The sequence below is a fragment of the Blastococcus sp. SYSU DS0616 genome, assembly GCF_054051015.1.
Genome location: NZ_JBJHAJ010000043.1, coordinates 1 through 24,579 on the forward strand (window position 1 = coordinate 1; position 24,579 = coordinate 24,579).

Annotated in this window: 20 protein-coding genes; 2 read left to right on the top strand and 18 right to left on the bottom strand. The window is 74.0% G+C overall.

Going from position 1 to position 24,579, the window contains the following annotated elements; translation table 11 throughout:
* Positions 1-57: 57 nt before the first annotated feature.
* The 3 genes from ACI79K_RS20360 to ACI79K_RS20370 form a co-directional block, all read right to left on the bottom strand.
* Entirely contained in the window at positions 58-720 is a 663-nt protein-coding gene (locus ACI79K_RS20360; RefSeq protein ID WP_456591226.1) for a response regulator transcription factor, read from the bottom strand.
* A complete protein-coding gene (locus tag ACI79K_RS20365) occupies positions 717-2,306 on the bottom strand; it encodes an ATP-binding protein (RefSeq protein WP_456600617.1) in 1,590 nt (529 codons plus the stop codon). The genes ACI79K_RS20360 and ACI79K_RS20365 overlap by 4 nt, the downstream gene beginning before the upstream one ends.
* A gap of 484 nt (positions 2,307-2,790) precedes the next feature.
* The gene (locus ACI79K_RS20370; protein WP_456600618.1) at positions 2,791-5,124 is read right to left on the bottom strand and encodes a M20/M25/M40 family metallo-hydrolase; all 2,334 of its coding nucleotides are present in this window, start codon (positions 5,122-5,124) and stop codon (positions 2,791-2,793) included.
* Positions 5,125-5,225: 101 nt separating this feature from the next.
* Between ACI79K_RS20370 and ACI79K_RS20375 the strand changes: the two genes are divergently transcribed.
* The gene (locus tag ACI79K_RS20375; RefSeq protein WP_456600619.1) at positions 5,226-5,990 is read left to right on the top strand and encodes an SDR family NAD(P)-dependent oxidoreductase; all 765 of its coding nucleotides are present in this window, start codon (positions 5,226-5,228) and stop codon (positions 5,988-5,990) included.
* Between the two features lie 10 nt (positions 5,991-6,000).
* Here the strand turns inward: ACI79K_RS20375 and hisH are convergent, their stop codons facing one another.
* From hisH to hisD, 5 genes are read right to left on the bottom strand one after another with little or no spacing between them, the layout of a single operon-like run.
* The gene (gene hisH, locus ACI79K_RS20380; protein ID WP_456588724.1) at positions 6,001-6,639 is read right to left on the bottom strand and encodes an imidazole glycerol phosphate synthase subunit HisH; all 639 of its coding nucleotides are present in this window, start codon (positions 6,637-6,639) and stop codon (positions 6,001-6,003) included.
* 59 nt (positions 6,640-6,698) lie between these two features.
* Positions 6,699-6,875 (bottom strand): hypothetical protein, encoded by a 177-nt coding sequence (locus tag ACI79K_RS20385; protein WP_456597286.1) that lies wholly within the window; start codon positions 6,873-6,875, stop codon positions 6,699-6,701.
* 16 nt (positions 6,876-6,891) lie between these two features.
* A complete protein-coding gene (gene hisB, locus ACI79K_RS20390) occupies positions 6,892-7,488 on the bottom strand; it encodes an imidazoleglycerol-phosphate dehydratase HisB (protein ID WP_456588726.1) in 597 nt (198 codons plus the stop codon).
* A gap of 5 nt (positions 7,489-7,493) precedes the next feature.
* Positions 7,494-8,606, bottom strand: a complete 1,113-nt coding sequence (locus ACI79K_RS20395; RefSeq protein WP_456600620.1) for a histidinol-phosphate transaminase — start codon at positions 8,604-8,606, stop codon at positions 7,494-7,496.
* Positions 8,603-9,907, bottom strand: a complete 1,305-nt coding sequence (hisD, locus tag ACI79K_RS20400; protein WP_456588728.1) for a histidinol dehydrogenase — start codon at positions 9,905-9,907, stop codon at positions 8,603-8,605. The genes ACI79K_RS20395 and hisD overlap by 4 nt, the downstream gene beginning before the upstream one ends.
* Before the next feature lie 117 nt (positions 9,908-10,024).
* Between hisD and ACI79K_RS20405 the strand changes: the two genes are divergently transcribed.
* Positions 10,025-10,825 (top strand): LON peptidase substrate-binding domain-containing protein, encoded by an 801-nt coding sequence (locus ACI79K_RS20405; RefSeq protein ID WP_456588729.1) that lies wholly within the window; start codon positions 10,025-10,027, stop codon positions 10,823-10,825.
* Between the two features lie 4 nt (positions 10,826-10,829).
* Here the strand turns inward: ACI79K_RS20405 and ACI79K_RS20410 are convergent, their stop codons facing one another.
* The 10 genes from ACI79K_RS20410 to lspA form a co-directional block, all read right to left on the bottom strand.
* Positions 10,830-12,152 (bottom strand): PucR family transcriptional regulator, encoded by a 1,323-nt coding sequence (locus tag ACI79K_RS20410; protein ID WP_456588730.1) that lies wholly within the window; start codon positions 12,150-12,152, stop codon positions 10,830-10,832.
* Positions 12,153-12,202: 50 nt separating this feature from the next.
* Positions 12,203-13,618 (bottom strand): phytoene desaturase family protein, encoded by a 1,416-nt coding sequence (locus ACI79K_RS20415; protein WP_456600621.1) that lies wholly within the window; start codon positions 13,616-13,618, stop codon positions 12,203-12,205.
* Positions 13,615-15,420: a DUF3556 domain-containing protein gene (locus tag ACI79K_RS20420; RefSeq protein ID WP_456588732.1), complete on the bottom strand. Its 1,806-nt coding sequence runs from the start codon at positions 15,418-15,420 to the stop codon at positions 13,615-13,617. The genes ACI79K_RS20415 and ACI79K_RS20420 overlap by 4 nt, the downstream gene beginning before the upstream one ends.
* Before the next feature lie 89 nt (positions 15,421-15,509).
* Positions 15,510-16,976 (bottom strand): class I adenylate-forming enzyme family protein, encoded by a 1,467-nt coding sequence (locus ACI79K_RS20425; protein WP_456600622.1) that lies wholly within the window; start codon positions 16,974-16,976, stop codon positions 15,510-15,512.
* Positions 16,977-17,125: 149 nt separating this feature from the next.
* Entirely contained in the window at positions 17,126-17,731 is a 606-nt protein-coding gene (locus tag ACI79K_RS20430) for a DUF2567 domain-containing protein (protein ID WP_456600623.1), read from the bottom strand.
* Between the two features lie 85 nt (positions 17,732-17,816).
* The gene (gene dnaE / locus ACI79K_RS20435; RefSeq protein ID WP_456588735.1) at positions 17,817-21,377 is read right to left on the bottom strand and encodes a DNA polymerase III subunit alpha; all 3,561 of its coding nucleotides are present in this window, start codon (positions 21,375-21,377) and stop codon (positions 17,817-17,819) included.
* A gap of 184 nt (positions 21,378-21,561) precedes the next feature.
* Positions 21,562-22,017 carry a GNAT family N-acetyltransferase gene (locus ACI79K_RS20440; RefSeq protein WP_456588736.1) on the bottom strand — a complete coding sequence of 152 codons (456 nt, stop codon included), beginning with the start codon at positions 22,015-22,017 and terminating at the stop codon, positions 21,562-21,564.
* 35 nt (positions 22,018-22,052) lie between these two features.
* A complete protein-coding gene (locus ACI79K_RS20445; RefSeq protein WP_456600624.1) occupies positions 22,053-22,871 on the bottom strand; it encodes a CPBP family intramembrane glutamic endopeptidase in 819 nt (272 codons plus the stop codon).
* Between the two features lie 10 nt (positions 22,872-22,881).
* Entirely contained in the window at positions 22,882-23,829 is a 948-nt protein-coding gene (locus ACI79K_RS20450) for an RluA family pseudouridine synthase (RefSeq protein WP_456588738.1), read from the bottom strand.
* Positions 23,830-23,867: 38 nt separating this feature from the next.
* Positions 23,868-24,398 carry a signal peptidase II gene (lspA, locus tag ACI79K_RS20455; protein ID WP_456588739.1) on the bottom strand — a complete coding sequence of 177 codons (531 nt, stop codon included), beginning with the start codon at positions 24,396-24,398 and terminating at the stop codon, positions 23,868-23,870.
* Positions 24,399-24,579: the final 181 nt, after the last annotated feature.

Consider the following 24,579-nt stretch of genomic DNA (forward strand, 5'->3'; position numbering starts at 1 on the left):
GCGGACGGCCCCGGCTCCCGTCAGGAGGCCGGGGCCGTCCGCCCGTCCGGGGTGGGCTCAGGACGTCGCCAGCCGGTACCCCATGCCCCGCACCGTCTCGATCCGGTCGGCGCCGAGCTTCCGGCGCAGGTAGCGGACGTAGACGTCGACGACGTTGGACCCGGGGTCGAAGTCGTAGCCCCACACGTGGCTGAGCAGCTGCTCGCGGGCCAGCACCTGACCGGGGTGGCGGAGGAAGGTCTCGGCCAGGGCGAACTCCCGGGCCGACAGGTCGACCACCCGCCCGGCGACGTCGGCCCGGCGGGTGCGCAGGTCCAGCGACAGTTCGCCGGCGGTGAGCACGGTGACCTCGCCGCCGCGGGCCCCGGCCAGCCGCAGTCGCACCCGGGCCAGGAGCTCCTCGAAGCGGAAGGGCTTGGGCATGTAGTCGTCGGCGCCACCCTCCAACCCGGCGACGGTGTCCTGCACGCTGTCCCGCGCGGTCAGCACGATGACCGGCACGGCAGACCCCTCGGCGCGCAGCGCCCGCAGCACCGCGAAGCCGTCGAGCACGGGCAGCCCGATGTCCAGCACGACCAGGTCGACCTCACCGCTCCGGGCGCGGTCCAGGGCGGACAGCCCGTCGCCGACCACGGAGGTGGCGAAGCCGTTGGCCCGCAACCCCTTCTCGACGAACGCGGCGATCCGCGGCTCGTCCTCGGCGATCAGCACGCGGCTCACCGCGGCCCTCCCTCGGTCGGGGCGACCGTCGCGGGCGGAACGGTCATCGGTGGGGTGTCGAGCGCGTCGTCGACGGTGCCGGAGCCGCTGTCCAGCAGCTCGTCGGGGCCTGCCTCGGCGCGGGGCGGCGCCGGGCGGGCCGGCAGGACCAGGGTGAAGGTGGCCCCCTCGCCGGGGCGGCTGTGCAGCTCGACCTCCCCGCCGTGGCCGGCGGCGATGGCGCGCACGATGGACAGGCCCAGTCCCGCGCCGTCGCTGCGCCGGGCCCCGGACCTGCCGCGGGCGAAGCGCTCGAAGACCCGCGCCTGGTCGGCGGGAGCGACACCGGGCCCGGTGTCGTCGACCCAGACGAGCAGCTGATCCCCGCTGAGCCGGCTGCCCAGCACGATCCGGTCGCCCGGCGCGGTGTGCTGGACGGCGTTGTCGGCCAGCGCGACCACCGCCTGCGTCAGGCGCTGTGGGTCGAGCAGCAGGTCGGCCCGGGCGACGGCGCCCAGCTGCCAGTCCCGGTCGCCCAACCGCCGCACCTTGCCGAACACCTCTGCGGTCACCTCGGCGACGTCGACCGGCTGGAGGCGGACGAACTCCGGCTGTTCGGCGCGGGCGAGCAGCAGCAGCTCGGAGACCATGCGGTTCATCCTCTCCAGCTCGTCGTCGACCAGGGCGACGGTCTGGCGCACGTCCTCCGGGTCGGCCGGGTCGAGCACTTCCAGGTGGCCGCGCACGATGGTGATCGGTGTGCGCAGCTCGTGGCCGGCGTCGTCGAGGAATCGCCGCTGGGCGGCCACGCCTGTCTCCACCCGGTCGAGCATCGCGTTCACGGCGGAGGCGAGGTCGGTGAGCTCGTCGGCCGGTCGCCCGTCGACCGGGATGCGGCCGGTGAGGTCGGTCTCGGTGATCCCCTGGGCGGTGGCCGCGACGGCGCGCACCGGGGTGAGCACACGCCCGGCGACCACCCACGCGCCGGCTGCGGCCAGCAGCACGGTGACCGCCCCCACGCCGAGCATCAACCGGGCCGTCTCATCGGCTGCCTGGCGCTCCTGGTCGGCGAAGTAGGCCACCACGGCCGTCCCGAGCGACGGATCGCCCTCCAGGGTCACCGGGACGGCGAGGTAGCGCACCTCGCCCGCGCCGCTCTCGTACCGCCCGGCCACGGGCTCCTCGACCGAGCCGACCAGGTCGGCGAACACGGCGTCCTCGCTCAGCAGCACCGGGGCCTCGATCCGGCTCTGGAAGCGATAGGCGCCGTCCACGTACCCGAGGAACTTCTCGTTGGGCCGGGCGAGGTTGTAGGTGATCGCCGTCTGCAGGACCTCGGCGACCGAGGCGAACGGTGCGCCGGTCTCCGGGTCGATCCCCGAGGCCACGATCTGGGAGAACTCGGCGACCTCCGCCTCGAGGGCGAGGTCCATCCGCTCGTCGGTCGCCCGGATCAGCAACCACCAGGTCACCAGGGTCAGCAGGGCGAGGGCGAGCAGGACCAGCAGCAGGACCCAGCCGATGATCCGGGTCCGGGCGGCCCGGGGCGCCAGCCGCCCCCGGACGTGCTGCCGCCACCCAAGCGCGGTCCGTTCCTCGATCGTCACGGTTGGGTCGTCACCGTTCAGTCGTCGTCGCCATCGTCGTCGCCATCGTCATCGTCATCGCCGTCGTCATCGTCATCGTCATCGTCGGTGATGGGAGGCGGGGGCACGACGTCCGGGCGCGGTACGGGTGCCGGAGGCGGTACCGGTACCGGTGCCGGTGCCGGTGCCGGAGGCGGTGCCGGTGCGGGAGGCGGCGGTGGCTCCGGAGCGGGATCGGGCGATGGGCCGGAATCCACGGTCGGGGGCGCTCCCGGCTCCGTGGGCGACGCCGGGAGGGGCACCTCGATCGGTGGCGACACCCCCCGGGTGCCGCCACCACCGGCGGGCCCCAGCACCGCCCAGCCTGCACCGGCTACCAGCAGCACGGCCACCGCTCCGGCGAGCACTGCGACGAACGGGCGACGATGCACGGCTCAGAGCCTGCGCTCCACCGGTGACGGCGTCGTGAGAGCCGGATGAGAGAGCTCTCATCCGGCCGCGCCCGTCACCCCAGGTCGGTGACCGCCGTGACGACCAGCAGGTCCGCACCGTGCGTACCGGCGACGTCCACGCCCGCGGGCCGCGGCTCGTACCCCGGCAGACCGGTGAGCCCGTCGCTGGCGTCCGCGGCGCGCAACCGCACCGGCCCGTCGCCCTCGACCGTGAAGGCGGCCTGCAACCCGTCGGGGGGCGGCGCGTGGAAGGTGATCCGCAGCCCCGACTCCCCCAGCGCGGCGTCGGGCACGCCGCGGCCGCCGAACCGGCCGCGGACGACGGTGCCGCCCTCGGCGGTGAGGTCCAGCTGGACCAGCCGGACCCCCGCCCGCTGCGGCGTGACCCGGACGGTGATCTCCCGCCGTTCGCCGAGGACCTGGTCGGAGACGACGACGACCTCCGGCGCCGGCAGGTCGGCGGTTTCGGCAGGTCCGGTGAGCAGATCGCGGCCGGCGAGGTACGGGAGGTCCGCGCCCAGGGTCCCGGGGCCGTCGACGAACCGGCCGGTCCACTCGCCCGGCGTCGTCTCGGTGGTCACCCACCGCGCCCGGTCCCGGTCGGTGTCCAGCACGTAGGCCAGCCGGCTGGGCACCGGGTGGTCGGCGTCGAAGCGGTCGACCGCCAGCCCCGCGGCCACGCAGGCCCCTGCGGCTCCCAGCGCGACGGCCGGGACGGCGGCCGCCGCCAGCCGGCCGCGCGCCCCGGGCGGCGCGGCGGGGTCGGGGAACAGCAGTTCCAGCGCCGGCAGCAGGGCCAGCGCGCCGAGCACGACGACGACCGACGGCGCGAGCACCTGCGACATGCCGAGCGCGGGGAGGAAGAGCGCGGCGGTCGGGGCGAGGACGAGGACCGCCGTCGCGCCGGTGAGCGACGCGGCGACGGCGCACACCGCGCGCGAGCGGGCGAGCACGGCGACGGTGCCGCTGAGCGCACCGACCAGCGCCGGCCAGGCCGCGAGGTAGGAGCCGCCCGGCGCCACCGCGGCGAGCACCGCCGCCACCACGGCGAGCCAGAGCAGCGCGCCCGCGGCCAGCGGGGCCGCGCCGACCGGCCGGCGCAGCAGCGCGTACCAGATCAGGACGACGGCCAGCACAACCGCGACGGCCGCCAGCCGGAACCAGCCCGGCCGCCAGAGGTCGAGCATCGTGGCGTACCCGGGGCGGAGGACGACCAGCGCCTCCCACAGCCCCTGCGCGGCCAGCGGCCCCGCCACGAGCGGGACGAGCGCCAGCGCGGCGGCCCCGGCGGTGCGCCGCGGCGGGCTGATCCCCCGGCGGCGCAGCGTCCAGGTCAGGCCGGCGACGGCGACCAGCGCCGCACCGGCCAGCGGCCACACCAGCGAGCCCGGGTAGCGCACCAGCAGCCCGGGGAGCGGGAAGTAGGTCGCGTCCTCGGCGGCGGGCTCGGCGAGGACGGCCAGGTCCCGGTCGCCCAGCTCCCGGGCCAGCGCCAGGGTGTTGTCGCCGAGGGCCTGCAGGCTGCCGCGGTCCAGCCGCTCGGGGGTGTCCTGCGGCGAGTGGTAGGCCGCGGCGCCGTCGATGAAGGCGGTGTTCATGCCGGTGTAGCCGCCGTCCTCGAGCAGCACGCTGAAGTCGGTGTCGTTGGGCAGCGCCCGGTAGACCTCGACGGCGAAGCTGCTGGCGACCGGGTGGGGGGCGGCATCGGCGAACGCCGCCGCGAGCTCGGCGTTCCCGAGCGACGTCTCGAACATGATCGGTGGGCCGCCGGTGCCGCGGGCCTCCAGGTTGAGCGCCACCCCGCCGCCGGCCAGCGGGTGCGAGGCGACGAACGCCTCGGCTCCGCACAGGCAGGCCTCCTCGGCGTCGGTCAGGACGGCGACGACGTCGTTGCGCAGCTGCGGGCCCTCGGTCAGCGCCCGGACGGACTCCAGCAGCGCGGCCACCCCGGCGGCGTCGTCGGCCGCCCCCGGCCCGTGCTCCACCGAGTCGTGGTGCGCCACCAGGTACAGCCGGCCGGTGGGGTCGGCCCCGGGCAGGACGGCGACCACGTTGCGCACCCGCGCCATGCGGGCCTCCCCCGCGCCACCGGCCCGGGCGCCGACGGCGTTCTGCACGCGGGTGTCCAGACCGAGGTCGGTCAGGGCGCGCACGAGCCCGTCGACCACCTCGTCGCTCTCCGGGCTCCCCGCCACGTGCGGCTCGGCCGCGATGCGCTCGACGTGCGCGAAGGCCCGGGCCGCGCTGAACTCCGTGGCCGGGGCGCCGGCCGGGCGCGGGTCCGGCGGCCGGAGCCCTGCCACGGTCCAGCCGGTGAGCGCCAGCAGCAGCGCGACGACGGCCAGCCCGACGAGCCGGCCGGGGCGGGACGGACGCTCGGCGGGCACGCGACCTCCTTGGACGGCGACCCGCGCACCCTAGGGCGCGGGCGCCTCCCGGCCGTGCAGCACCGCCCGCGGCGCGCCGTCGAGGCTGGTTGACTGCTGCCATGACCAGCGCCGCAGCATCCCGCGCCGTCCTCGTCACCGGCGCCTCCCGCGGCATCGGGCGAGCGATCGCGCACGCCTTCGCCGCCCGGGGGGACCGGGTGGCGGTGCACTCCGGCAGCTCCCGGGAGGCGGCCGAGCGGGTCGCCGCCGAGCTGCCCGGGGCCGGGCACACCGTCGTGCAGGCGGACGTGGCCGACGCCGAGGCGGTCGGGGCGATGGTCGACGACGCGGCGACGGCGCTGGGCGGGCTGCAGGTGCTCGTCAACAACGCCGGCGTCTACACGCCGCACCCGCCGCTGGAGACGTCCTGGACCGACTGGCAGGCGGCCGTGGCGCGCACGCTGCAGGTGAACCTGGTCGGCGCGATGCACGCCACCTTCCGCGCGGTGCCGCACCTGGTCGCGGCCGGTGGCGGCGCCGTGGTGAACGTGACCAGCCGGGGCGCCTTCCGCGGCGAGCCGGGCACACCGGCCTACGGCGCGGCGAAGGCGGGCCTGAACGCCTTCGGGCAGTCGATGGCCCAGGCCCTGGCCCCGCACGGGATCAGCGTGGGCAGCGTCGCCCCGGGGTTCGTGCAGACCGAGATGGCGCGCGAGATCCTCGACGGGCCCAGCGGCGACGCCGTCCGCGCGCAGTCCCCCTACGGGCGGGTGGCGCGACCGGAGGAGGTCGCCGCGGCCGTGCTCTGGCTGGCGTCCCCGGAGGCCCGCTTCTCCACCGGCACGATCATCGACGTCAACGGGGCCAGCTACCTGCGCAGCTGACCTGCGCGCCTCAGTTCAGCGTGCCGAGCCAGTTGGTGAGCAGCTGCGCGCCGGCGTCGCCGCTCTTCTCGGGGTGGAACTGGGTGGCCGACAGCGCGGCGTTCTCCACACCGGCGACGAACCGGTCGCCGTGCTCGGCCCAGGTGACCAACGGCGGCGCCAGCGGCGAGGGCACGCCGTCCTGGCCCAGCGGGAAGGTGCGCACCCCGTAGGAGTGCACGAAGTAGAAGCGCTGGTCCGCGAGCCCCGCGAACAGCACGCTGTCCTGCGGCGCCTGGACGGTGTTCCAGCCCATGTGCGGCAGCACCGGCGCCTCGAGCGGCTCCACGACACCGGGCCACTCGCCGCAGCCCTCGGCGTCCACGCCGTGCTCCACGCCGCGCTCGAACAGGATCTGCATGCCGACGCAGATGCCGAGCACCGGCCGGCCCCCGGCGAGCCGGCGGCCGATGATCCGGCGGCCGTCGACGGCGTCCAGGCCCGCCATGCAGGCGGCAAACGCGCCCACCCCGGGCACGACCAGGCCGTCGGCGTCCAGCGCCGTCCGCGCGTCGGAGGTCACCGTCACCTCGGCACCGACCCGCTGCAGCGCGCGCTCCGCGGAACGCAGGTTGCCCGAGCCGTAGTCGAGGACCGCCACCTTCTTCACGCCTGCCACGCTACCGACCAGCGCCGGAGCCCCTCGATGTGTTCCCGGGCAGCGCCGGCTCAGACGAGCCGCAGGATGCCCGCCGCGCTGGCCAGCAGGGCCGCGATCAGCAGGATGACGGCGAACGCGACCTGCGGCCCGGTGCGCCGGCCGTCGGCGGTGTCCGCCCGCCAGATGCTCCACGCGCCACCGAGCAGGAAGCCGCCGAGCAGCAGGAGGGGCAGCCCCGAGCTCACCGCCGGCCGCGCAGGATCACAGGGCGCCCTTGGTGGAGGGGACGTCGGTGACCCGCGGGTCGATCGCGACGGCCGCACGCAGCGCCCGCGCCAGCGCCTTGAACTGCGCCTCCACGATGTGGTGCGCGTCGCGCCCGGCGTACAGCACCCGCACGTGCAGGCTGATCCGCGCGTTGAACGCGAAGGACTCCAGCACGTGCTTGGTCAGCGAGGTCGGGTAGTCCGGCCCGATCATCGGCGTCATGTTCTCGGGCTCGGCGTGCACGAAGTACGGCCGGCCGGAGAGGTCGACCGCGGCCTGCGCGAGCACCTCGTCCATCGGGATGGTGGCGTCGCCGTAGCGGGTGATGCCCCGCTTGTCGCCCAGCGCCTCGGCGAACGCCTGCCCCAGCGCGATGGCGACGTCCTCCACCGTGTGGTGGGCGTCGATGTGCAGGTCACCGTCGGCCCGCACGGTCAGGTCGATGCCGCTGTGCTTGGACAGCGCGGTGAGCATGTGGTCGTAGAAGCCCACGCCCGTGCTGATCGAGCTGCTGCCGGTGCCGTCGAGGTCGAGCTCCACCACGAGCTTGGTCTCGCTGGTCTGGCGCTCGACGCGTGCGGTGCGGGTCATGGGCGTCAGTCTCCCAGAGTCGTGCGGTGGGCCGGCGCGACCTCACCCAGGGCGGTGAGGAAGGCGTCGGTCTCCTCGGCGGTACCGGCGGTCACCCGCAGCCATCCCGGGAGACCGACGTCCCGCACGAGCACCCCCCGGTCCAGCAGCGCCCGCCAGGCGGCGGGCGCGTCGGGGAAGTGCCCGAAGAGGACGAAGTTGGCGTCGCTGGGCACGCTCGTGAGCCCCAGGCCCGGCAGCGCCGCCACGATGCGGTCGCGCTGCGCCTTGACCGCGTCGACGGTCGCCAGCAGGGCATCCGTGTGCGCCAGCGCGGCCCGGGCGGCGGCCTGGGTGAGCGAGCTCAGGTGGTAGGGCAGCCGCACCAGCTGGATGGCGTCCACGACGGCCGGGTCCGCGGCCAGGTAGCCCAGCCGCAGCCCCGCCATGCCGAAGGCCTTGCTCATCGTCCGGCTCACGATCAGCCGGGGCCGGCCGGGGAGCAGGGTGAGCGACGACGGGGTACCGGTCCGCGCGAACTCCGCGTACGCCTCGTCGACGACGAGCACACCGTCGGTGGCGTCGTAGAGGGCGGCCACCGTGTCCAGGTCGACCGCGGTGCCGGTGGGGTTGTTCGGGCTGGTCACGAAGACGACGTCCGGCCGCACGTCGCGCACCTGCGCCACGGCGGCCTCTGTGTCGATCGTGAAGTCGGCGGCCCGGTGCCCGTCGACCCACGACGTGCCGGTGCCGGCCGCGATGATCGGGTGCATCGAGTACGACGGCGTGAACCCGAGCGCAGTGCGCCCCGCTCCCCCGAACGCCTGCAGGATCTGCTGCAGCACCTCGTTGGAGCCGTTGGCCGCCCACACCTGCGCCGGCTCCAGCGGCCGCCCGCCGGTCCGGGACAGGTAGGCGGCGAGGTCGGCCCGCAGCGCCACGGCGTCCCGGTCGGGGTAGCGGTTGAGCTCCAGCGCCGCGCGCCCGAGCGCCTCGCCGAGGTCGGCGAGCAGCTCGGCCGGCAGCGGGTGCGGGTTCTCGTTGGTGTTGAGCCGGTGGGTGGCCGGCAGCTGCGGGGCGCCGTAGGGCGTGCGGCCGCGCAGCTCCGGCCGCAGCGGGAGCTCCTCGAGCGAAGTCACGGGCGCTGCCGGACCCGCACCGCGGCCGCGTGCGCCGGGAGGTCCTCGGCGCCGGCGAGGGCGTCGATGTGCCGGGCGACGTCGGCCAGCGCCTGCTCGTCGTACTCGACGACGTGGATGCCGCGCAGGAACGACTGCACGCTCAACCCGCTGGAGTGCCGCGCGCACCCGCCGGTCGGCAGCACGTGGTTGGACCCGGCGCAGTAGTCGCCCAGGGAGACCGGCGACCAGGCGCCGACGAAGATCGCGCCCGCGTTCCGCACCCGCATCGCGACGGCACGCGCGTCGCGGGTCTGGATCTCCAGGTGCTCGGCGGCGTAGGCGTCGACCACCCGCAGCCCGGCGTCCAGGTCGTCGACCAGGACGATGCCGGACTGGCTGCCGTCCAGCGCGGTGGTGATCCGCTCGGAGTGCTTGGTGGCGGCCACCTGCCCGGGCACCAGGGCCAGCACGGCGTCGGCCAGCTCCTCGCTGTCGGTCACCAGCACCGCACCGGCCAGGGGGTCGTGCTCGGCCTGGCTGATCAGGTCGGCGGCGACGTGGGCGGGGTCGGCGGTGTCGTCGGCGAGGATCGCGACCTCGGTGGGGCCCGCCTCGGAGTCGATGCCGATCAGCCCGCGCAGCAGCCGCTTCGCGGCGGTCACGTAGACGTTGCCGGGACCGGTGACCATGTCGACCGGCTCGCACGAGCCGGCGCCGTACCCGAAGACGGCGATGGCCTGGGCACCCCCGACGGCGTAGACCTCGGTGACGCCCAGCAGCGCGCAGGCGGCCAGGACCCCGGGGTCGGGCAGGCCACCGTTGTCCCGCTGCGGCGGGGAGGCCACCGCGATCGACTCGACGCCGGCGATCTGCGCGGGGACCACGTTCATCACGACGCTGGACAGCAGCGGCGCCAGGCCGCCGGGCACGTACAGCCCCACGCGGCGGACCGGGAGCCAGCGCTCGGTGACCGTGCCGCCGGCCGCGACCTCCGTGGTGACGTCGGTGCGCCGCTGGTCGCCGTGCACCTTCCGCACCCGGGCGATGGCCTCCTCCAGGGCCTCCCGCAGCGTCGGGTCGCACTCGGCGAGCGCGCGGTCGAGCGCCTCCTGCGGCACCGCGAAGTCCTCGGCGTCCACGCCGTCGAGGCGGGCGGTGATCTCCCGCACTGCCTGGGCGCCGCGGATGCGCACGTCCTCGCAGAGCGGGCGGACGGTGGCGAGCACCGAGTCGATGTCGGTGGCGGCGCGCGGCAGCAGCCCGGTGAGCTCCCGGACGCCGGGCAACGCGTGTCCGCGCAGGTCGATGCGTGCCAGCACGGGAGGCCTCCGGGGTCGGATCGGTGGTACGACGCGGATCCCAGGGTATCCAGCGCCCCGCGACGGGCCCGGGGCGCCCACACGGGCAGGCGGCCGGGGGGCCGTACGCTTCCCCGGATGGGTGAGCTGATCCCGCTGTTCCCGCTGGGACGGCCCCTCTTCCCCGGGGTCGTGCTGCCCCTGCAGATCTTCGAGCCCCGCTACCGGCGCCTGATGCGCGACCTGATGGACCTGCCCGAGCTCGGCGACCGCAGGTTCTTCGGGGTCGTGGCGATCCGGCAAGGGTGGGAGGTCGAGCGGGTGGCCCCCGCGGCGGCGCTCTACGACATCGGGTGCACCGCGCGGCTGCAGCGCGTGCAACCGCAGTCCGACGGCGGGTTCCGCATCGTGACCGTCGGTGGTGAGCGGTTCCGGCTGCTCGACGTCGTGGTCGGCGACGACCCGCCCTACCTGCAGGCGGAGGTGGAGTGGCTGGCCGAGGAGGAGGCCGCGGAGGAGGCCGCCGGGGACGCCGAGGTGGCCACCGGCGACTCCGCCGGGCTGGCCCCGCCGACGGACGAGCTCGCCAGCTCGGTCGCCCGCGGATCGCTCGACCTCCTCGCGCACGGGGTCGGTGACCTCTTCACCCGGTACGTCGCGGAGGTGGCGGCGCTGGGCGCCGGCGCGCACGGGGACGGCGCGGAGGCCGCGGTGCGGCTCGCGGCGGCGTCCGACGACCCGACCGCGCTGTCCTGGCTGGTCGCCTCCTCGGCGCTGCTGACCACCGAGGACCGGCAGGCGCTGCTGGCGGAGTCCGCGACCCGCCGCCGCCTGGCCGCGGAGTCCCGGTTGCTGCGCCGGGAGCTGACGCTGCTGCAGACCCTCGGCGCGGTCCCGGCGCCGCTGCAGCAGTTCGCCGTCCCGATGACGGTGAACTGACCCGTCAGGCCGGCGGCGCGTCGGCCCGGGCGCCGGCGTCGAGCACGGCGGACCCCAGGAAGTGGCAGGCGTTCAGGGCCACCGCCAGGTCCACCCGGTGCGACCGCGCTGCGGGCTGCCGCAGCTCCAGCGCTCGGGACACCCGGTACTTCACCGTGTTGCGGTGCAGCCGCATGATCTCTGCGGTCTCGGTGTAGCTCTCCCCCGTGAGGTAGAAGACCCGCAACGTCTCGCGCAGCACCTGGGACGCATCGTTGTCCACCGCGAGCGGACCGAGCACCTCGTGGATCCACGCCCGCGCGGAGTCGAGATCGCCGGCCAGCATCGACGTGATCGCAACGCCTTCGTCGCCGAAGCCCGTGACGGGCGTGGTGGCGCCCGAGGCCATGGCGACCCGACGGGCCGCCCGGGCCTGTTCGTGGGTGCGCCGGAAGCCGTCCACACCCGACCCGGAGAGCCCCAGGGCGGCCCGGCAGGTGCGCGCCTGCTCGACGAGCCGGCATATCTGAGTGGTGTCCACCTCCCCCGGCCGGACCGCGAAGGGCAGCCACGCCCAGGCGGTCTCTCGGTCGACCGCCGTCACCAGGGGCGGCCCCGAGCAGCCGGCTCCCGTCGCGACCTTCGACACGACGGAGGTGAGCAACCGGAGCTCGTCCGGCGCCGGCGCCGCGTCCACGGACCAGATGATCATCCCGAGGTGGTGCGCCGTCAGGCGGTAGCCGGTCTCGCGCTCGAAGCGCCCGGGCGCGACCTTCTGCCCGGCCAGCACGTCGTGGATGAGCGCCGCGCGCACGGTCCCCTGCGTGCTCAGCCAGCGTTCGCGTTCGGCCTCGTATGCCTCGAAGACGTACTGGGAGATCCAGTCGATGTACCGCCCGACCACGGTGGCCATGTGGTGCAGGACCTCGAACTTCTCCTCCGCCGTGCAGTCGAGCGCCTGGACGTCGGGGAACATCTGCTCGATGAAGTCGTCCTTGCCGATGCTGTAGGCGCGGACGAGGGAGTTGGCCGGGATCTCCCGCTGGGCCAGCCGCAGGGCGTACTCGACCGCGGCCGTCGTGGGCATCAGGTGCTCGATCGGGATGTGGTTGGTCAGGATGTGCGTGAGCGTCTTGGTGTTGGCGTCCACGCTGGCCCGGAGCAGCTCCATGAACTGCGGGTCCACGTCCAGACTCCTGATGTGCCGGGCGATGAGCTCGGTCATGTCCCGGGCGATCTGGGGCTGACGGCGGTCCAGCCGCCTGCCCGCCTGCGACACCAGGGCGAGCACCCGCTCGCCGCCCTCGGGGCCCGGCGCCCCGTGCCCTGGCCCCGCCGCCGCGCTCATCCCCGCCTCCTGCCGCCGTCCCGTCCGTGCACGTCCGTCCTGCCCCGCGCTCAGCGTGCGACCCGCGACAGGGCCGACCGGGCGGCGTTGTACCCGCACAGCCCGTGGGCGCCGGCGCCGGGCGGTGTGGCCGCCGAGCAGAGGTAGACCCCGTCGACCCCGAGGGAGTAGGGGTCCAGCGCCACCCGCGGGCGGAAGACCAGCTGCAGCGGGTCGTTGGCGCCGGTGACGACGTCCCCTCCGACGTAGTTGGCGTTGTGCGCCTCCAGCCCCGCGGCCGAGGTCACGTGCCGGGCCAGCACGCGCTCGCGGAAACCGGGGGCGAACCGTTCGATCTGCTGCTCGATGGCTCGCGTCGCGTCCCCCGTGTAGCCGGCCGGCACGTGGGCGTAGGTGTACAGCGGGTGGACGTCGCCGGCCGAGCGGCTCGGATCGGCGACGTACTGCTGCCCGACGAGGACGAAGGGACGCTCGGGCATGCGGCCGCGGGTGATGTCCCTCTCCGCCGCGGCGATCTCCTCGAACGTGCCCCCGACGTGGACGGTCCCGGCCCGCCGCGACTCCTCGTGGGCCCACGGAACGCCGCCCTGGACGGCGAACTCGACCTTGAACGACCCCGGCCCGTGCCGGTAGCGGGTCAGCGCGCGCGCGACCCGCCGGGGCATCCGGTCGCCGACGAGCCGGGCCGCGGCACGGGGCGCGAGGTCGAGCATGACGATGTCCGGCTCCCCCAGCTCGGCCATCGAGCCGACGGTCACCCCGGTCTCCACCTTCGCGCCGTACCGGGCGAGGAGGGTGGACACCGCCCGGCTGATGGCCGCCGATCCTCCTTCGGCCACCGGCCAGCCGTAGCGGTGCGCGGCGGTGCCGAGGGCCACGCCGATGGCCGACGACGCCGGGGAGCCCAACGGCCGGAAGGCGTGCGCGGCGACGCCGGCGAACAGGGCGCGCGCCTCCTCCGTGGACCAGCGCCGGGCGAGGACCGCCGCCGGGAGCAGGGAGTAGGCGCCGAACCGCGCGAGCTTCACGGGATGCGCCGGGACGTGCAGCAGCGGCTGCAGGAAGTCCTCGGCGATGTCGCCGAAGCGCTCCGTCAGCGGGCCGAAGAGGCTGCGGTACCGGCCGGCGTCGGCGCCCAGGTGGTCGGCGGTCGCGTCCACCGACCGCTGGACGGCGGCGCCGCGGCCGCCGTCCAGCGGGTGGGAGTACTCGATGCCCGCCCACCGCCACGTCAGCCCCTGCGCGCCGAGGTCGAACGCGCGGGAGAACGGGGTGTCCACGGCGAGCGGGTGGAAGCCGGCGCACTCGTCGTGGACCAGACCCGGCAGCGTGAGGGCGCTGCTGCGGGTCCCTCCCCCGATGGTGTCCGCGGCCTCCAGGACCGTGACGTGCACGCCGGCGGCGGCGAGGGTGAGGGCGGCAGCGAGCCCGTTGGGCCCGCTGCCGACCACGACGGCGTCGGTCATGCACTCACACTGGCACGGACGACGGGGTGCGGGTGCTCACCGGCCGGGGTGTAGCCGGGGCTCCGCCACGTGACCGTGTGCGCGATCGGGCCGTTCGGCAGCCAGGGCTGCTCCGCGACCGCGTCGCTCACCTTCCAGTAGCCCCGCTCCACCACGCCCAGCGCCGCGTCGATGACCTTGTACTCCTGCGTCGAGCGGTGGATCGGCTGCGACTCGACCCAGACGACGATGCACTCCCCCGGCTCGAACCCGCAGCGCTTCTGCACGGCCGTGACGGTCTGCTCGTTGTGCAGGTGGGCGTCGCCGAACTGCCAGCCGACCAGCGTGGTGCAGACGAACTCACCCTCCCGGATGCGGTAGTTCTCCATGCGGTCCAGGTGCCGCATCATCAGCGACAGCAGGCCCCGGCCCTGGCTGTGCATCGTCCGCCAGGCCACCGCCTTCTGCATGAAGATCTCCGCGATCTCCTTGCCGAACGCACCGGAGAGCTGGTCGATCTGGTTGGGGTTGAACTTCACCAGGTGCTGGTTCAGCTTGTCCTCGGCCTCGTCGCCCCGGAAGGCCCAGGTGGCCGAGGCCCAGTTGCCGGCGTACTGCCGCATCGACGGCAGGAACGACACCAGGTCCGGCCGCAGGTTGCCCAGGATGGGGAAGGCCACGAACACGGCGACGATGGGCAGCAGCAGCCACGGCGAGCTGATGTCGCCGATGCCGTAGCCCTCGCCGGCCGGGAAGCCGCCGAACAGCCACGCGGTGGCGAACATGAAGAAGACGTTCCACTCCAGCGGCACTGCCAGGGGGAAGGTCGAGGTGATGAAGATGTGGAACACGATCATCCCGACGATCGCGAGCCAGGTGATCGTGGTGTTGGTCGAGAACAGCAGGACCAGCGGGAGCACCAGCTCGACGACCGTGCCGCCGATGTGCGCGAAGGCCCAGGCGACCTTGGACGGCCGCAGGTCGTTCGGGTAGTCGCGGTACAGCGCCCGCTTGAACCGCAGCGACGTCAGCCAGGGCGTGTTGCTCATCATCGGCGGGACCACGTTGGTGAAGTGGTGCCCGAACTTCGAGACGCCGGCGCCCATCCAGATGGTGACCATGGCGATCTTGGCCGCGATGATCATGTCGACGTGGTTGCCGAGGATGCCGAAGAAGAAGAGCACCGCGATGTACTGCTCGGAGCGAGCCGCCAGGAAGACGACGCGGTCGCGCAGCCCCATCACGATGATGAGCGCCACGAAGGTCAGCAGCGCCCACTGCGGCAGCAGGCCGGCCTCGCTGCCGGGCAGGGCGTCGGTGCGCACCCCGGGGCCGATCAGCAGGAACACCAGCGTGGCCAGGATGCAGAAGTACAGGCCCACGTCGAAAGCGGTGCGGTGGTCACCCGCGGTGAACGGGACCTTGCCCGGCCACGGGGGGAGCCGGAGCGTGCCGCGCTTCGACCAGTAGAGGAAGCCGCCGATGAACGGCTTGAACTTGAAAGCCAGCGGGCCGGAGGACGACGCCCACCCGGTGATCTCGAACAGGATCGTCCAGATGATCAGCTTCTGGTAGACGATCGGCTCGCCCCACCACGCCCCGAGGTCCCCGAAGCCCAGTCCCGGCGTCGTCAGACCGACGACCGCGAACCCGCCGAACACGTAGAAGGCGAGCTTGTAGACGTAGAGCATGTGGTTGGTCTTCGGGCCGCCGAAGCCGTACTCGCACCAGTGGGTGGCGAGCATCCGCATGCGCTCCATGAAGGGCATCGATTCGAACTGCGCCGGGTCCACCGGCGGCATGTCTGCGGTCTTGAAGCCCATGGTTGCTCCTTCGTACGGGCAGGGGTGATCAGCGAGAGGGGTGCTCTCGCTGCTGGCGGACGTGCAGAGGGGCGCGGGAAAGCTGTCGGTCAGGCCGGTTGGGGCTGCAACGACCGGCGGATGGCGGGTTTGTCGGTCTTCCCCACCGGGTTCTTGGGCAGGCCGTCGACGATCTCGATCCGCTCCGGGACCTTCACCCGGGTGAGGTGGCGCCGGCAGTGCTCGAGCAGGTGCTCCTCGGTGACCCGGGCGTCCGGGTAGAGGCTCACGTAGGCCACGGGCGACTCCCCGAGGACGGCGTCGGGTCGGCCCACGACCGCGGCCTCGAGGACGCCGGGCACGGTGGTGAGGACGGCCTCGATCTCCTTGGGGTAGATGTTCTCCCCGCCGCGGATGATCATGTCCTTCACACGGTCGACGATGGTGAGGTAGCCGTCGTCGTCCAGCCGGCCCACGTCGCCGGTGCGCAGCCAGCCGTCGACCAGCGTCTCCGCCGTCGCCTCGGGCCGGCCGAGGTATCCCCGCATGACGGTGGGTCCCGCGATCACGACCTCGCCGATCGCACCGGTGGGCACGGGGGCACCGTCCTCACCCCGGATCTCGATGCGCTGGCCGGGCAGCGCGGGGCCGACGCTCCCGAGCTTGCGCACGCCGTCGACCGGGTTGCACGCCGAGGCGCAGGTGCCCTCGGTGAGCCCGTAGCCCTCGACCATCCGGAACCCGAACCGCTCCTCGCAGCGGTCGAGGAGCTCCGCCGGCACGGGAGCGGCGCCGCAGACGACGAAGCGCAGCGACGAGGTGTCGGGGCGGACGTCGTCGGGCAGCGAGGCCAGCAGCGCGTAGATGGTCGGGACGGCGGAGAAGTACGTCGGCCGCAGCCGCTCCACCTGCTCGAAGAAGCGGCTCGCGGAGAAGCTGCCCACGATGCTCAGCTGCCCGCCGGCCCGGAACGTCGCGAGTGCGCTCACCATGAGCGCGTTGGCGTGGAAGAGCGGGAGCACCAGCAGGCAGTGGTCCCGCTCGGTGAGGGAGAAGTGGTCGGCCATGGTGCTCGACATGGCCTCGACGTTGGCGTGGTCGAGCATGACGCCCTTCGGGCGCCCGGTGGAGCCGCTGGTGTAGATCAGCAGGGCCAGGTCGTGCCCTTCCAGGGCGACCGGCGGGAGCTGCGCCCCGGAGCCGGCGACCCGCATGTCGTCGACACCGATCGCCGGCAGGCCGGCCGTCGGCGCACCCGGCCCGAGGTTCACCACGAGCGTGGCGCCCGAGTCGGCGATCTGGTGGTCCGCCTCGCTCGCCGTGAACACCGGGTTCACCGGCGTCGCGGCGCCGCCGAGCCGCCACGCCGCGAAGAGCGCCACGAGGAGCTCGACCCGGTTGGGCAGCATGACGGCGAGGACGTCGCCGCGACCGAACCCGTGCTCCGCGAGCTGACCGGCGAACGCGGCGACCCGGACGTCGAGCTCCGCGTAGGTCAGGGCGACGACCTCGTCGCGGACGCAGGGCGCGTCACCCGAGGATGCCGGCCGGCCCCAGGGCAGGTAACCGAAGTTCATGCGTCGCCGTCTCCTCGGTGGTCGCACGCTGTGATCCGCACCACGCAGATCCTGTGACCGCCGACACTAGGAACGATCCCCCGGCCTGCCCACGGCCACCGCGCACCAACTTGGCCACGGCCTTTGTGCACCGTGCACGGTGCGTCCGCTCAGCGCACAGGAGGCGGCGCGACGGTCCCCGGATCGCCGCCCCCGCGCCGGCCGAGGCCGTCGTCGGCGGCCACCAGCGCGCAGCCCAGGTAGACGAGCAGCGCGGCGAACGGGGCGGCGGCGAGACCGGGCAGGGAACCGAGCACCAGCCCCGTGGTGACCTCGGCGCCGACCTGGGAGAGCTGGGCCTCGGTGGGTGAGGGCCCGAGCAGCTCCCCGACCTGCCAGGCGAGGACGGCCGCCGCCGACGTACCGGCCACGAGGACCACCAGCATGCCCACCCCCCGGCCGCGGCGGACCTGCCACGCCGCGGCGCCGGCCAGCAGCCCCAGGCCCAGCAGCACGAGCACGAGCACGGTGTCGTCGGCGATCCGCACCTCCGCCGCCGGCGGGCCGACGGCGACCGGGCCGGTCTCGGTCACCTGGAACTCCGCCCGGGGGGCCAGCAGCCACCAGAGCGCACCCGCGGGCAGGCCGGCGAGGGCGAGCCCGACCAGGAGCGCGCGGCCCGCGCGCAGGTCCTCCCGGACCTCCGGCCGGCCCCGCCAGTAGGCGTGCGGGGGCACCCCCGGCACGGGCTGGACGGGCAGCGGTGGGGTGCTCACCCCACCAGTGAACAACCTCCCGAGCCCGGCCCCCTGCAGGGGCCCGCCGCGAGCGTGCGAGCGGTGGGGGGCAGGGGGTCCTCTTTCAGAGCAGCGCCACGCTCGTCGGCCCGAGGAGTGCCTTGATGTCGCCCATCAGGGCGGTGCTGGGCTGCACCCGCAGCCCCTGGTCGAGCCGCAGCACCGTCTCCCTGCTGCCGTTCACCAGCTTGAGCCGCACCTCCGTGGTGCCCGGGTGGCTGCCCAGCACCTCCCGCAGCCGCTCCACGACCGGTGGGGTGCACCGGGCGGCGGCCATCGAGACCAGCACGGGACCGCGTGCGCCCTCGGTGAGCTCCGGGACGATGACCTCCGAGCCGAACAGCGAGGGCTGGTCGTCGCGCCGGCTGATCCGGCCCTTGACCACGACGATCTGGTCGCGGACCACCTTCTCCGAGACCTCGGCCCACGTCTTCGGGAAGAACAGCACCTCGATGCCGGACTCGAGGTCCTCCAGCGTCGCGATCGCCCACGGCGCGCCCTGCTTGTTCGTGCGCGGCGAGACGGCGGTGAGGATGCCCGCGATGGTCACGTTGGCGCCGTCCTCGACCCCGCCCGCGTTGATCTCGGCGATGGGGGTGTCGGCGTTGGCGGCGAGCACGTGCTCGACGCCGTGCAGCGGGTGGTCGGAGACGTAGAGACCGAGCATGTCGCGCTCGAACATCAGCCGCTCGCTCTTGGACCAGTCGGCGGTCGGGATGGTGATGTCGAGGGCGCCGGCGAACGGGTCGTCGGCCGCCCCATCCCCGCCGAAGCTGCCGAACAGGTCGAACTGGCCCTCGGCCTCCTTGCGCTTGAGTCCCATCGCGGAATCGACGGCCTGGGCGTGGACGGCGACGATGCCCTGGCGGGAGTGGCCGAGCGAGTCGAAGGCCCCGGCCTTGGCCAGGGACTCGATGACCTTCTTGTTGCACGCGACCGTGTCGATCTTGCGCATGAAGTCGGCGAAGTCCTTGAAGGCGCCCTTCTCCTCGCGCGCCCGGACGATGGACTCCACGACGTTGGTGCCGACGTTGCGCACCGAGGCCAGCCCGAAGCGGATGTCGGTGCCGACCGCGGTGAAGTCCCACGAGGACTCGTTGACGTCGGGCGGGAGCACCTTGATGCCCATCCGGCGGCACTCGGCCAGGTAGATGGGCCGACGGTCCTTGTCGTCCTGGACGCTGGTGAGCAGGCCGGCCATGTACTCGGCCGGGTAGTTGGCCTTGAGGTAGGCGGTCCAGTAGGAGACCAGGCCGTAGGCGGCGGAGTGCGCCTTGTTGAACGCGTAGTCGGCGAAGGGGACGAGGATGTCCCACAGGGTCTTGATGGCGGCGCTGGAGAACCCGTTGGCCTTCATGCCGGCCTCGAAGCCGACGAACTCGGCGTCCAGCACCGACTTCTTCTTCTTGCCCATGGCGCGGCGCAGCAGGTCGGCCTTGCCGAGCGAGTACCCGGCGACCTTCTGCGCGATCGCCATGACCTGCTCCTGGTAGACGATCAGGCCGTAGGTCTGGCCGAGGATCTCCTCCAGCGGCTCGGCCAGCTCCGGGTGGATCGGGGTGATCTCCTGCTGGCCGTTCTTGCGCAGCGCGTAGTTGGTGTGCGAGTTCGCACCCATCGGGCCCGGGCGGTAGAGCGCGCCGACGGCGGAGATGTCCTCGAAGTTGTCCGGCCGCATGAGCCGCAGCAGCGAGCGCATCGGCCCGCCGTCGAACTGGAAGACCCCGAGCGTGTCACCGCGGGAGAGCAGGGCGTAGGTGGCCGGGTCGGTGAGGTCCTTGCTGATCTCGTCGAGGTCGACCGGCTCCTTGCCGTTGATCACGATGTTGCGCAGGGCGTCGTCGATGACGGTGAGGTTGCGCAGGCCCAGGAAGTCCATCTTCAGCAGGCCGAGGGTCTCGCAGGTCGGGTAGTCGAACTGCGTGATGATGGCGCCGTCGGCCTCGCGCCGCATGATCGGGATGCTGTCGATCAGCGGGTAGCGGCCGATGATGACGCCGGCGGCGTGCACGCCCCACTGGCGCTTCAGGCCTTCGAGCTTGCGGGCCTGGTCGACGACCTCGGCCGCCCCGGGGTCGGACTCGTAGCGGGCGCGGAACTCCGCGGCCTCCTTGTAGCGCGGGTGGGCCGGGTCGAAGACCCCCGACAGCGGGATGCCCTTGCCCATGACGTCCGGCGGCATGAGCTTGGTCAGCTCGTCGCCCACCGAGTAGGGCCGGTCGAGCACGCGGGCGGCGTCCTTGATCGCCGCCTTCGCCTTGATCGTCCCGTAGGTGACGATCTGGCTGACCCGCTCCTCGCCGTACTTCTTGGAGACGTACTGGATGACCTCGCCCCGGCGGCGGTCGTCGAAGTCGATGTCGACGTCGGGCATGGAGACGCGCTCGGGGTTCAGGAACCGCTCGAAGATCAGCCCGTGCTGCAGCGGGTCGAGGTCGGTGATGCCCATGGCGTAGGCCGCCAGCGAGCCCGCGGCCGAGCCACGACCCGGGCCCACCCGGATGCCGTTGTCCTTGGCCCAGTTGATGAAGTCGGCGACCACGAGGAAGTAGCCCGGGAAGCCCATCTGGCAGATGATCCCGACCTCGTAGTCGGCCTGCTTGCGCACGTGGTCGGGGATGCCGTTCGGATAGCGCTTGTGCAGGCCGCGCTCGACCTCCTTCACGAACCAGGAGGTCTCGTCCTCCCCCGGTGGCAGGGGGAACCGGGGCATGAGGTCGGCGCCCTCGGTGAACGTCACCTCGCACTGCTCGGCGACCAGGAGGGTGTTGTCGCAGGCCTCCCGCAGGTCGCCGGTGAACAGCGCCCGCATCTCGGCGGCGGACTTCAGGTAGTAGCCGTCACCGTTGAACTTGAAGCGGTTGGGCTCGTTGAGCCGCGAGCCGGTCTGGATGCACAGCAGGGCGTCGTGGGCCTCGGCGTCCTCCTTGTGCGTGTAGTGCAGGTCGTTGGTGGCCAGCAGCGGGATGCCGAGGTCCTTGGCGATCGCCAGCAGGGCGGGCCGGGTCTTCTTCTCGATGGCCAGGCCGTGGTCCATCAGCTCGGCGTAGAAGTTCTCCCGCCCGAAGATGTCCTGGAAGTCCGCGGCCGCCTGGCGCGCCTTGTCCTCCTTGCCGGCGCGCAGCCACATGTTCACCTCGCCCGACGGGCAGCCGGTGGTGGCGATGAGGCCCTTGCCGTAGCGCTCCAGCAGGTCCCGGTCGAACCGGGGCTTGCGGTACTGCCCCTCGAGGCTGGCCAGCGAGGAGATGCGGAAGAGGTTGTGCATCCCCTCCGTGCTGCGGGCCAGCAGCGTCATGTGGGTGTACGCGGCCTTCCCCCGGTTGGAGCCGCCGTCGCCCTCCTCGTCGATGAGGTTGTCGCCGAAGTCGAAGGGCGCCCGGTCGAACCGCGAGCCCGGCGTGTAGTAGCCCTCCATGCCGATGATCGGCTTCACGCCGGCCGCGTGCGCCTGCTTGTAGAAGTCGTAGGCGCCGAACACGTTGCCGTGGTCGGTCATGGCCAGCGCCGGCATCCCCTGCTCCGCCGCGGCCTTGGTGACCTCAGGCAGCTTCGCGGCGCCGTCGAGCATCGAGTACTCGGTGTGCACGTGCAGGTGCACGAACGAATCGGACGGGCTGCTCACTGTGCGGGATGCTCCTCACGGGTCGTGCGTGCCCGGCCGGCGTCACGCGGCGGGCGACCGGCGGGGAAGACCGGCAGTGCATGCGGGGTGTCGGCACCGGCGGGCCGGTGGGTCGATCCTCGCACTGGTTCGGTTCTACGCCGAGGGTCTGACACGACGTGTCTGCTCACAGTGGACCGATCCGTCACAGCGGTCCGGATTCGGCTGAGGACAGCGCGCGCCGCATGGTGACGTGCGCGATGCCGGCCTCCTCGTAGACCTCGCCGACGGCCGCGTACCCGGCGCGCTCGTAGAAGCGGCGGGCCGGCAGCTGGGCGTGCAGCTCGACCGCCCGCGCCCCGCGCGCGACGGCCTGCCGGTGCAGCTCGGCGAGGACGGCGGCCCCGTGCCCCCTGCCCCGGACCTCGGCCGCGGCGGCCATCCGGCCGATGCGCGCCGTGGCCCCGTCCAGCAGCAGCCGCCCGGTGGCGACCACGCGGCCGGAGACGTCGCGGCTGAGCACGTGCACGGCCACCGCGTCGGCGTCGTCCTGCTCGATCTCGGGCGGGACGCCCTGCTCCTCGACGAACACGCGGCTCCGCAGCGCCGCCACCTCCGGCCAGTCGGCGGTGGTGGCGACCTGGGCGGTGGGGCTGGGCACGACCTCCATTCTGGCGACGCCGGCGAGCGGGCCGGTCAGCGGCCGGGGGCCTCGGGCCGTTCGTGCACCGACGCCGGCAGGGCGCTGGCCGGCACGAGCAGGAAGCGCAGGTCGATCAGCGCGTGCAGCAGCACCGGCAGCAGCAAGGACCCGGTGTCCAGGTAGAACGCGGCCATGATCCCGCCCAGCACACCGGTCAGGACGATGCCCGCGCGCCCCTGGTAGGCGTGCGCCAGGCCGAACGCGGCCGCGGCGACGACCACGAGCAGCCAGGTGGGCAGGCCTCCGGTCACGGCGGCGACCACGGCGAGGAAGAACCCCCGGTACAGCCACTCCTCGCACACCCCCGCCGTGACGCCGACGAGGGTGAACAGCCGCCGCTCGCCCCCGGTGCGGGGCAGCAGCGCCAGGGTGGACTGCCCGGGCGGCTCGGCGTGCCGGCCGTGGGCGGGCGGGGAATGACCCGCCCGCCGCGCCGGTCGGGCCGCTTCCAGCAGGGCGCCGGCCCGCAGCTGGCGGGTGGAGGCGACGACGAACAGCAGGACCAGGACGACGACCGCCGCGGTGACCGGCCCGGGCCACTCCCGCGGCCAGACCAGCCCCACGGCCGCGGCGTCGACCCCGGGAGCGGCGAGCCAGACGACGGCGGCGACCACGGCCAGCCCCCACTCGAGCACGAGCAGCCGCCGGTAGAACGAGCGGCGGGCGCCCGCGTCGGTGCGCAGCCGCCCCTCGAACCGGCGGTGCAGCACGTGCCCGACGACGGGCTCCCCCGCCACCAGGTAGACGGCGACCACGACCGCGGCGAACGCCGCCGGGCCGAAGTCGCCCAGCGCGACCGGCAGACCCGTCACCGTCGCGGGGTCAGGCCTCGGCGCGCAGCAGGGCCAGCGCGCCGGCGAGGTCGGGCGGGTACTCGCTGGTGACCTCGATCCACTGCCCGTCGGCCGGGTGCGGGAAGCCCAGCCGCACCGCGTGCAGCCACTGGCGGGAGACCCCCAGCCGGGCGGCGAGGGTCGGGTCGGCGCCGTAGGTGGTGTCCCCGACGCAGGGGTGGCGCAGGGCGGAGAAGTGCACCCGGATCTGGTGGGTGCGCCCCGTCTCGAGCCGGATGTCGACGAGGCTGGCGGCGGCGAATGCCTCGGTCACCTCGTAGTGGGTGACCGACGGCCGCCCCCCGCTCACGACGGCGAACTTCCAGTCGTGCCGAGGGTGCCGGTCGATCGGTGCGTCGATGGTGCCGCGCGACGGGTCGGGGTGGCCCTGCACGAGCGCGTGGTAGCCCTTCTCGACCGTCCGTTCCTTGAACGCGGCCTTGAGCGCGGTGTAGGCGCGCTCGCTCTTGGCGACCACCATCACGCCGGTGGTGGCCGCGTCGAGCCGGTGCACGACACCCTGCCGCTCGGCCGCACCCGACGTGGAGATGCGGTACCCGGCGGCGGCCAGTCCGCCGATGACCGTGGGCCCGTCCCAGCCGGGGCTGGGGTGCGCGGCGACGCCCACCGGCTTGTCGACGACCACCAGGTCGTCGTCGTCGAACAGGATCGTCATCCCCTCGACCGGCCTGGGCGGCGCGGGCTCGCCCGGCGGGGGCGGCAGCTCGACCTCCAGCCAGCTGCCCCCGGCGAGCCGGTCGCCCTTGCCGCGCACCCGGCCGTCGACGACGACGTGGCCGGCGTCGGCGAGCTCGGCCGCCGCCGTGCGGGACAGGCCGAAGAGCCGGGACAGGGCCTGGTCCACCCGCTGCCCCTCCAGCCCGTCGGGCACCGGAAGGGCGCGGTGCAGGCCGGGAGCGCTGGTCACGCCCCCCATTGTGCGGGTCGGGCCGGACGGGACGGCGGAGCCGGACCTCAGACGGCCCGGGGCCGCTCCTCCGCACCGCTGCGGGTGCCGTCGAACTCGATGCCCCGGAGCGCCAGCACCGCGCCCAGGATGCCGCCGCAGACGATCGCCGAGTCGGCGACGTTGAAGGCCGGGAACACGCTCCCGCCCGGGCCGAACACCGAGACGAAGTCCACGACCCCGCCGCGCAGGAAGCCGGGGTCGCGGAAGATGCGGTCGATCAGGTTGCCCACCGCGCCGCCCAGCACCAGCCCCAGCGCCACGGCCCAGCCGGTCGAGCGCAGCCGGCGGGCGGTGCGGACGATGACGACGGCCACGACGATCGCGATGAGGCTGAACACGACCGTGGCCCCCTGCGCGAAGGAGAAGGCGGCGCCGGTGTTGCGCAGGTGGGTCAGGTACAGCGCGCCACCGAGCAGCCGGATGTCCTCACCCGGCTCGATGGTCGCGACGACCACGAGCTTGGTCACGAGGTCGGCCAGGAGGACGACGGCGGCCAGCGTCAGCAGCAGCCGGGTGCGCGGCCGGCCGGGCGGCACGACGGCGGAGGAGCCGGCGGACGGGTCGTCGTGCTCGGACAGCTCGGGCTCCTCGGTTCGGCGGGGTCGCGGGGGGGGGGGGGGGGGGGGGGGGGGGGGGGGGGGGGGGGGGGGGGGGGGGGGGGGGGGGGGGGGGGGGGGGGGGGGGGGGGGGGGGGGGGGGGGGGGGGGGGGGGGGGGG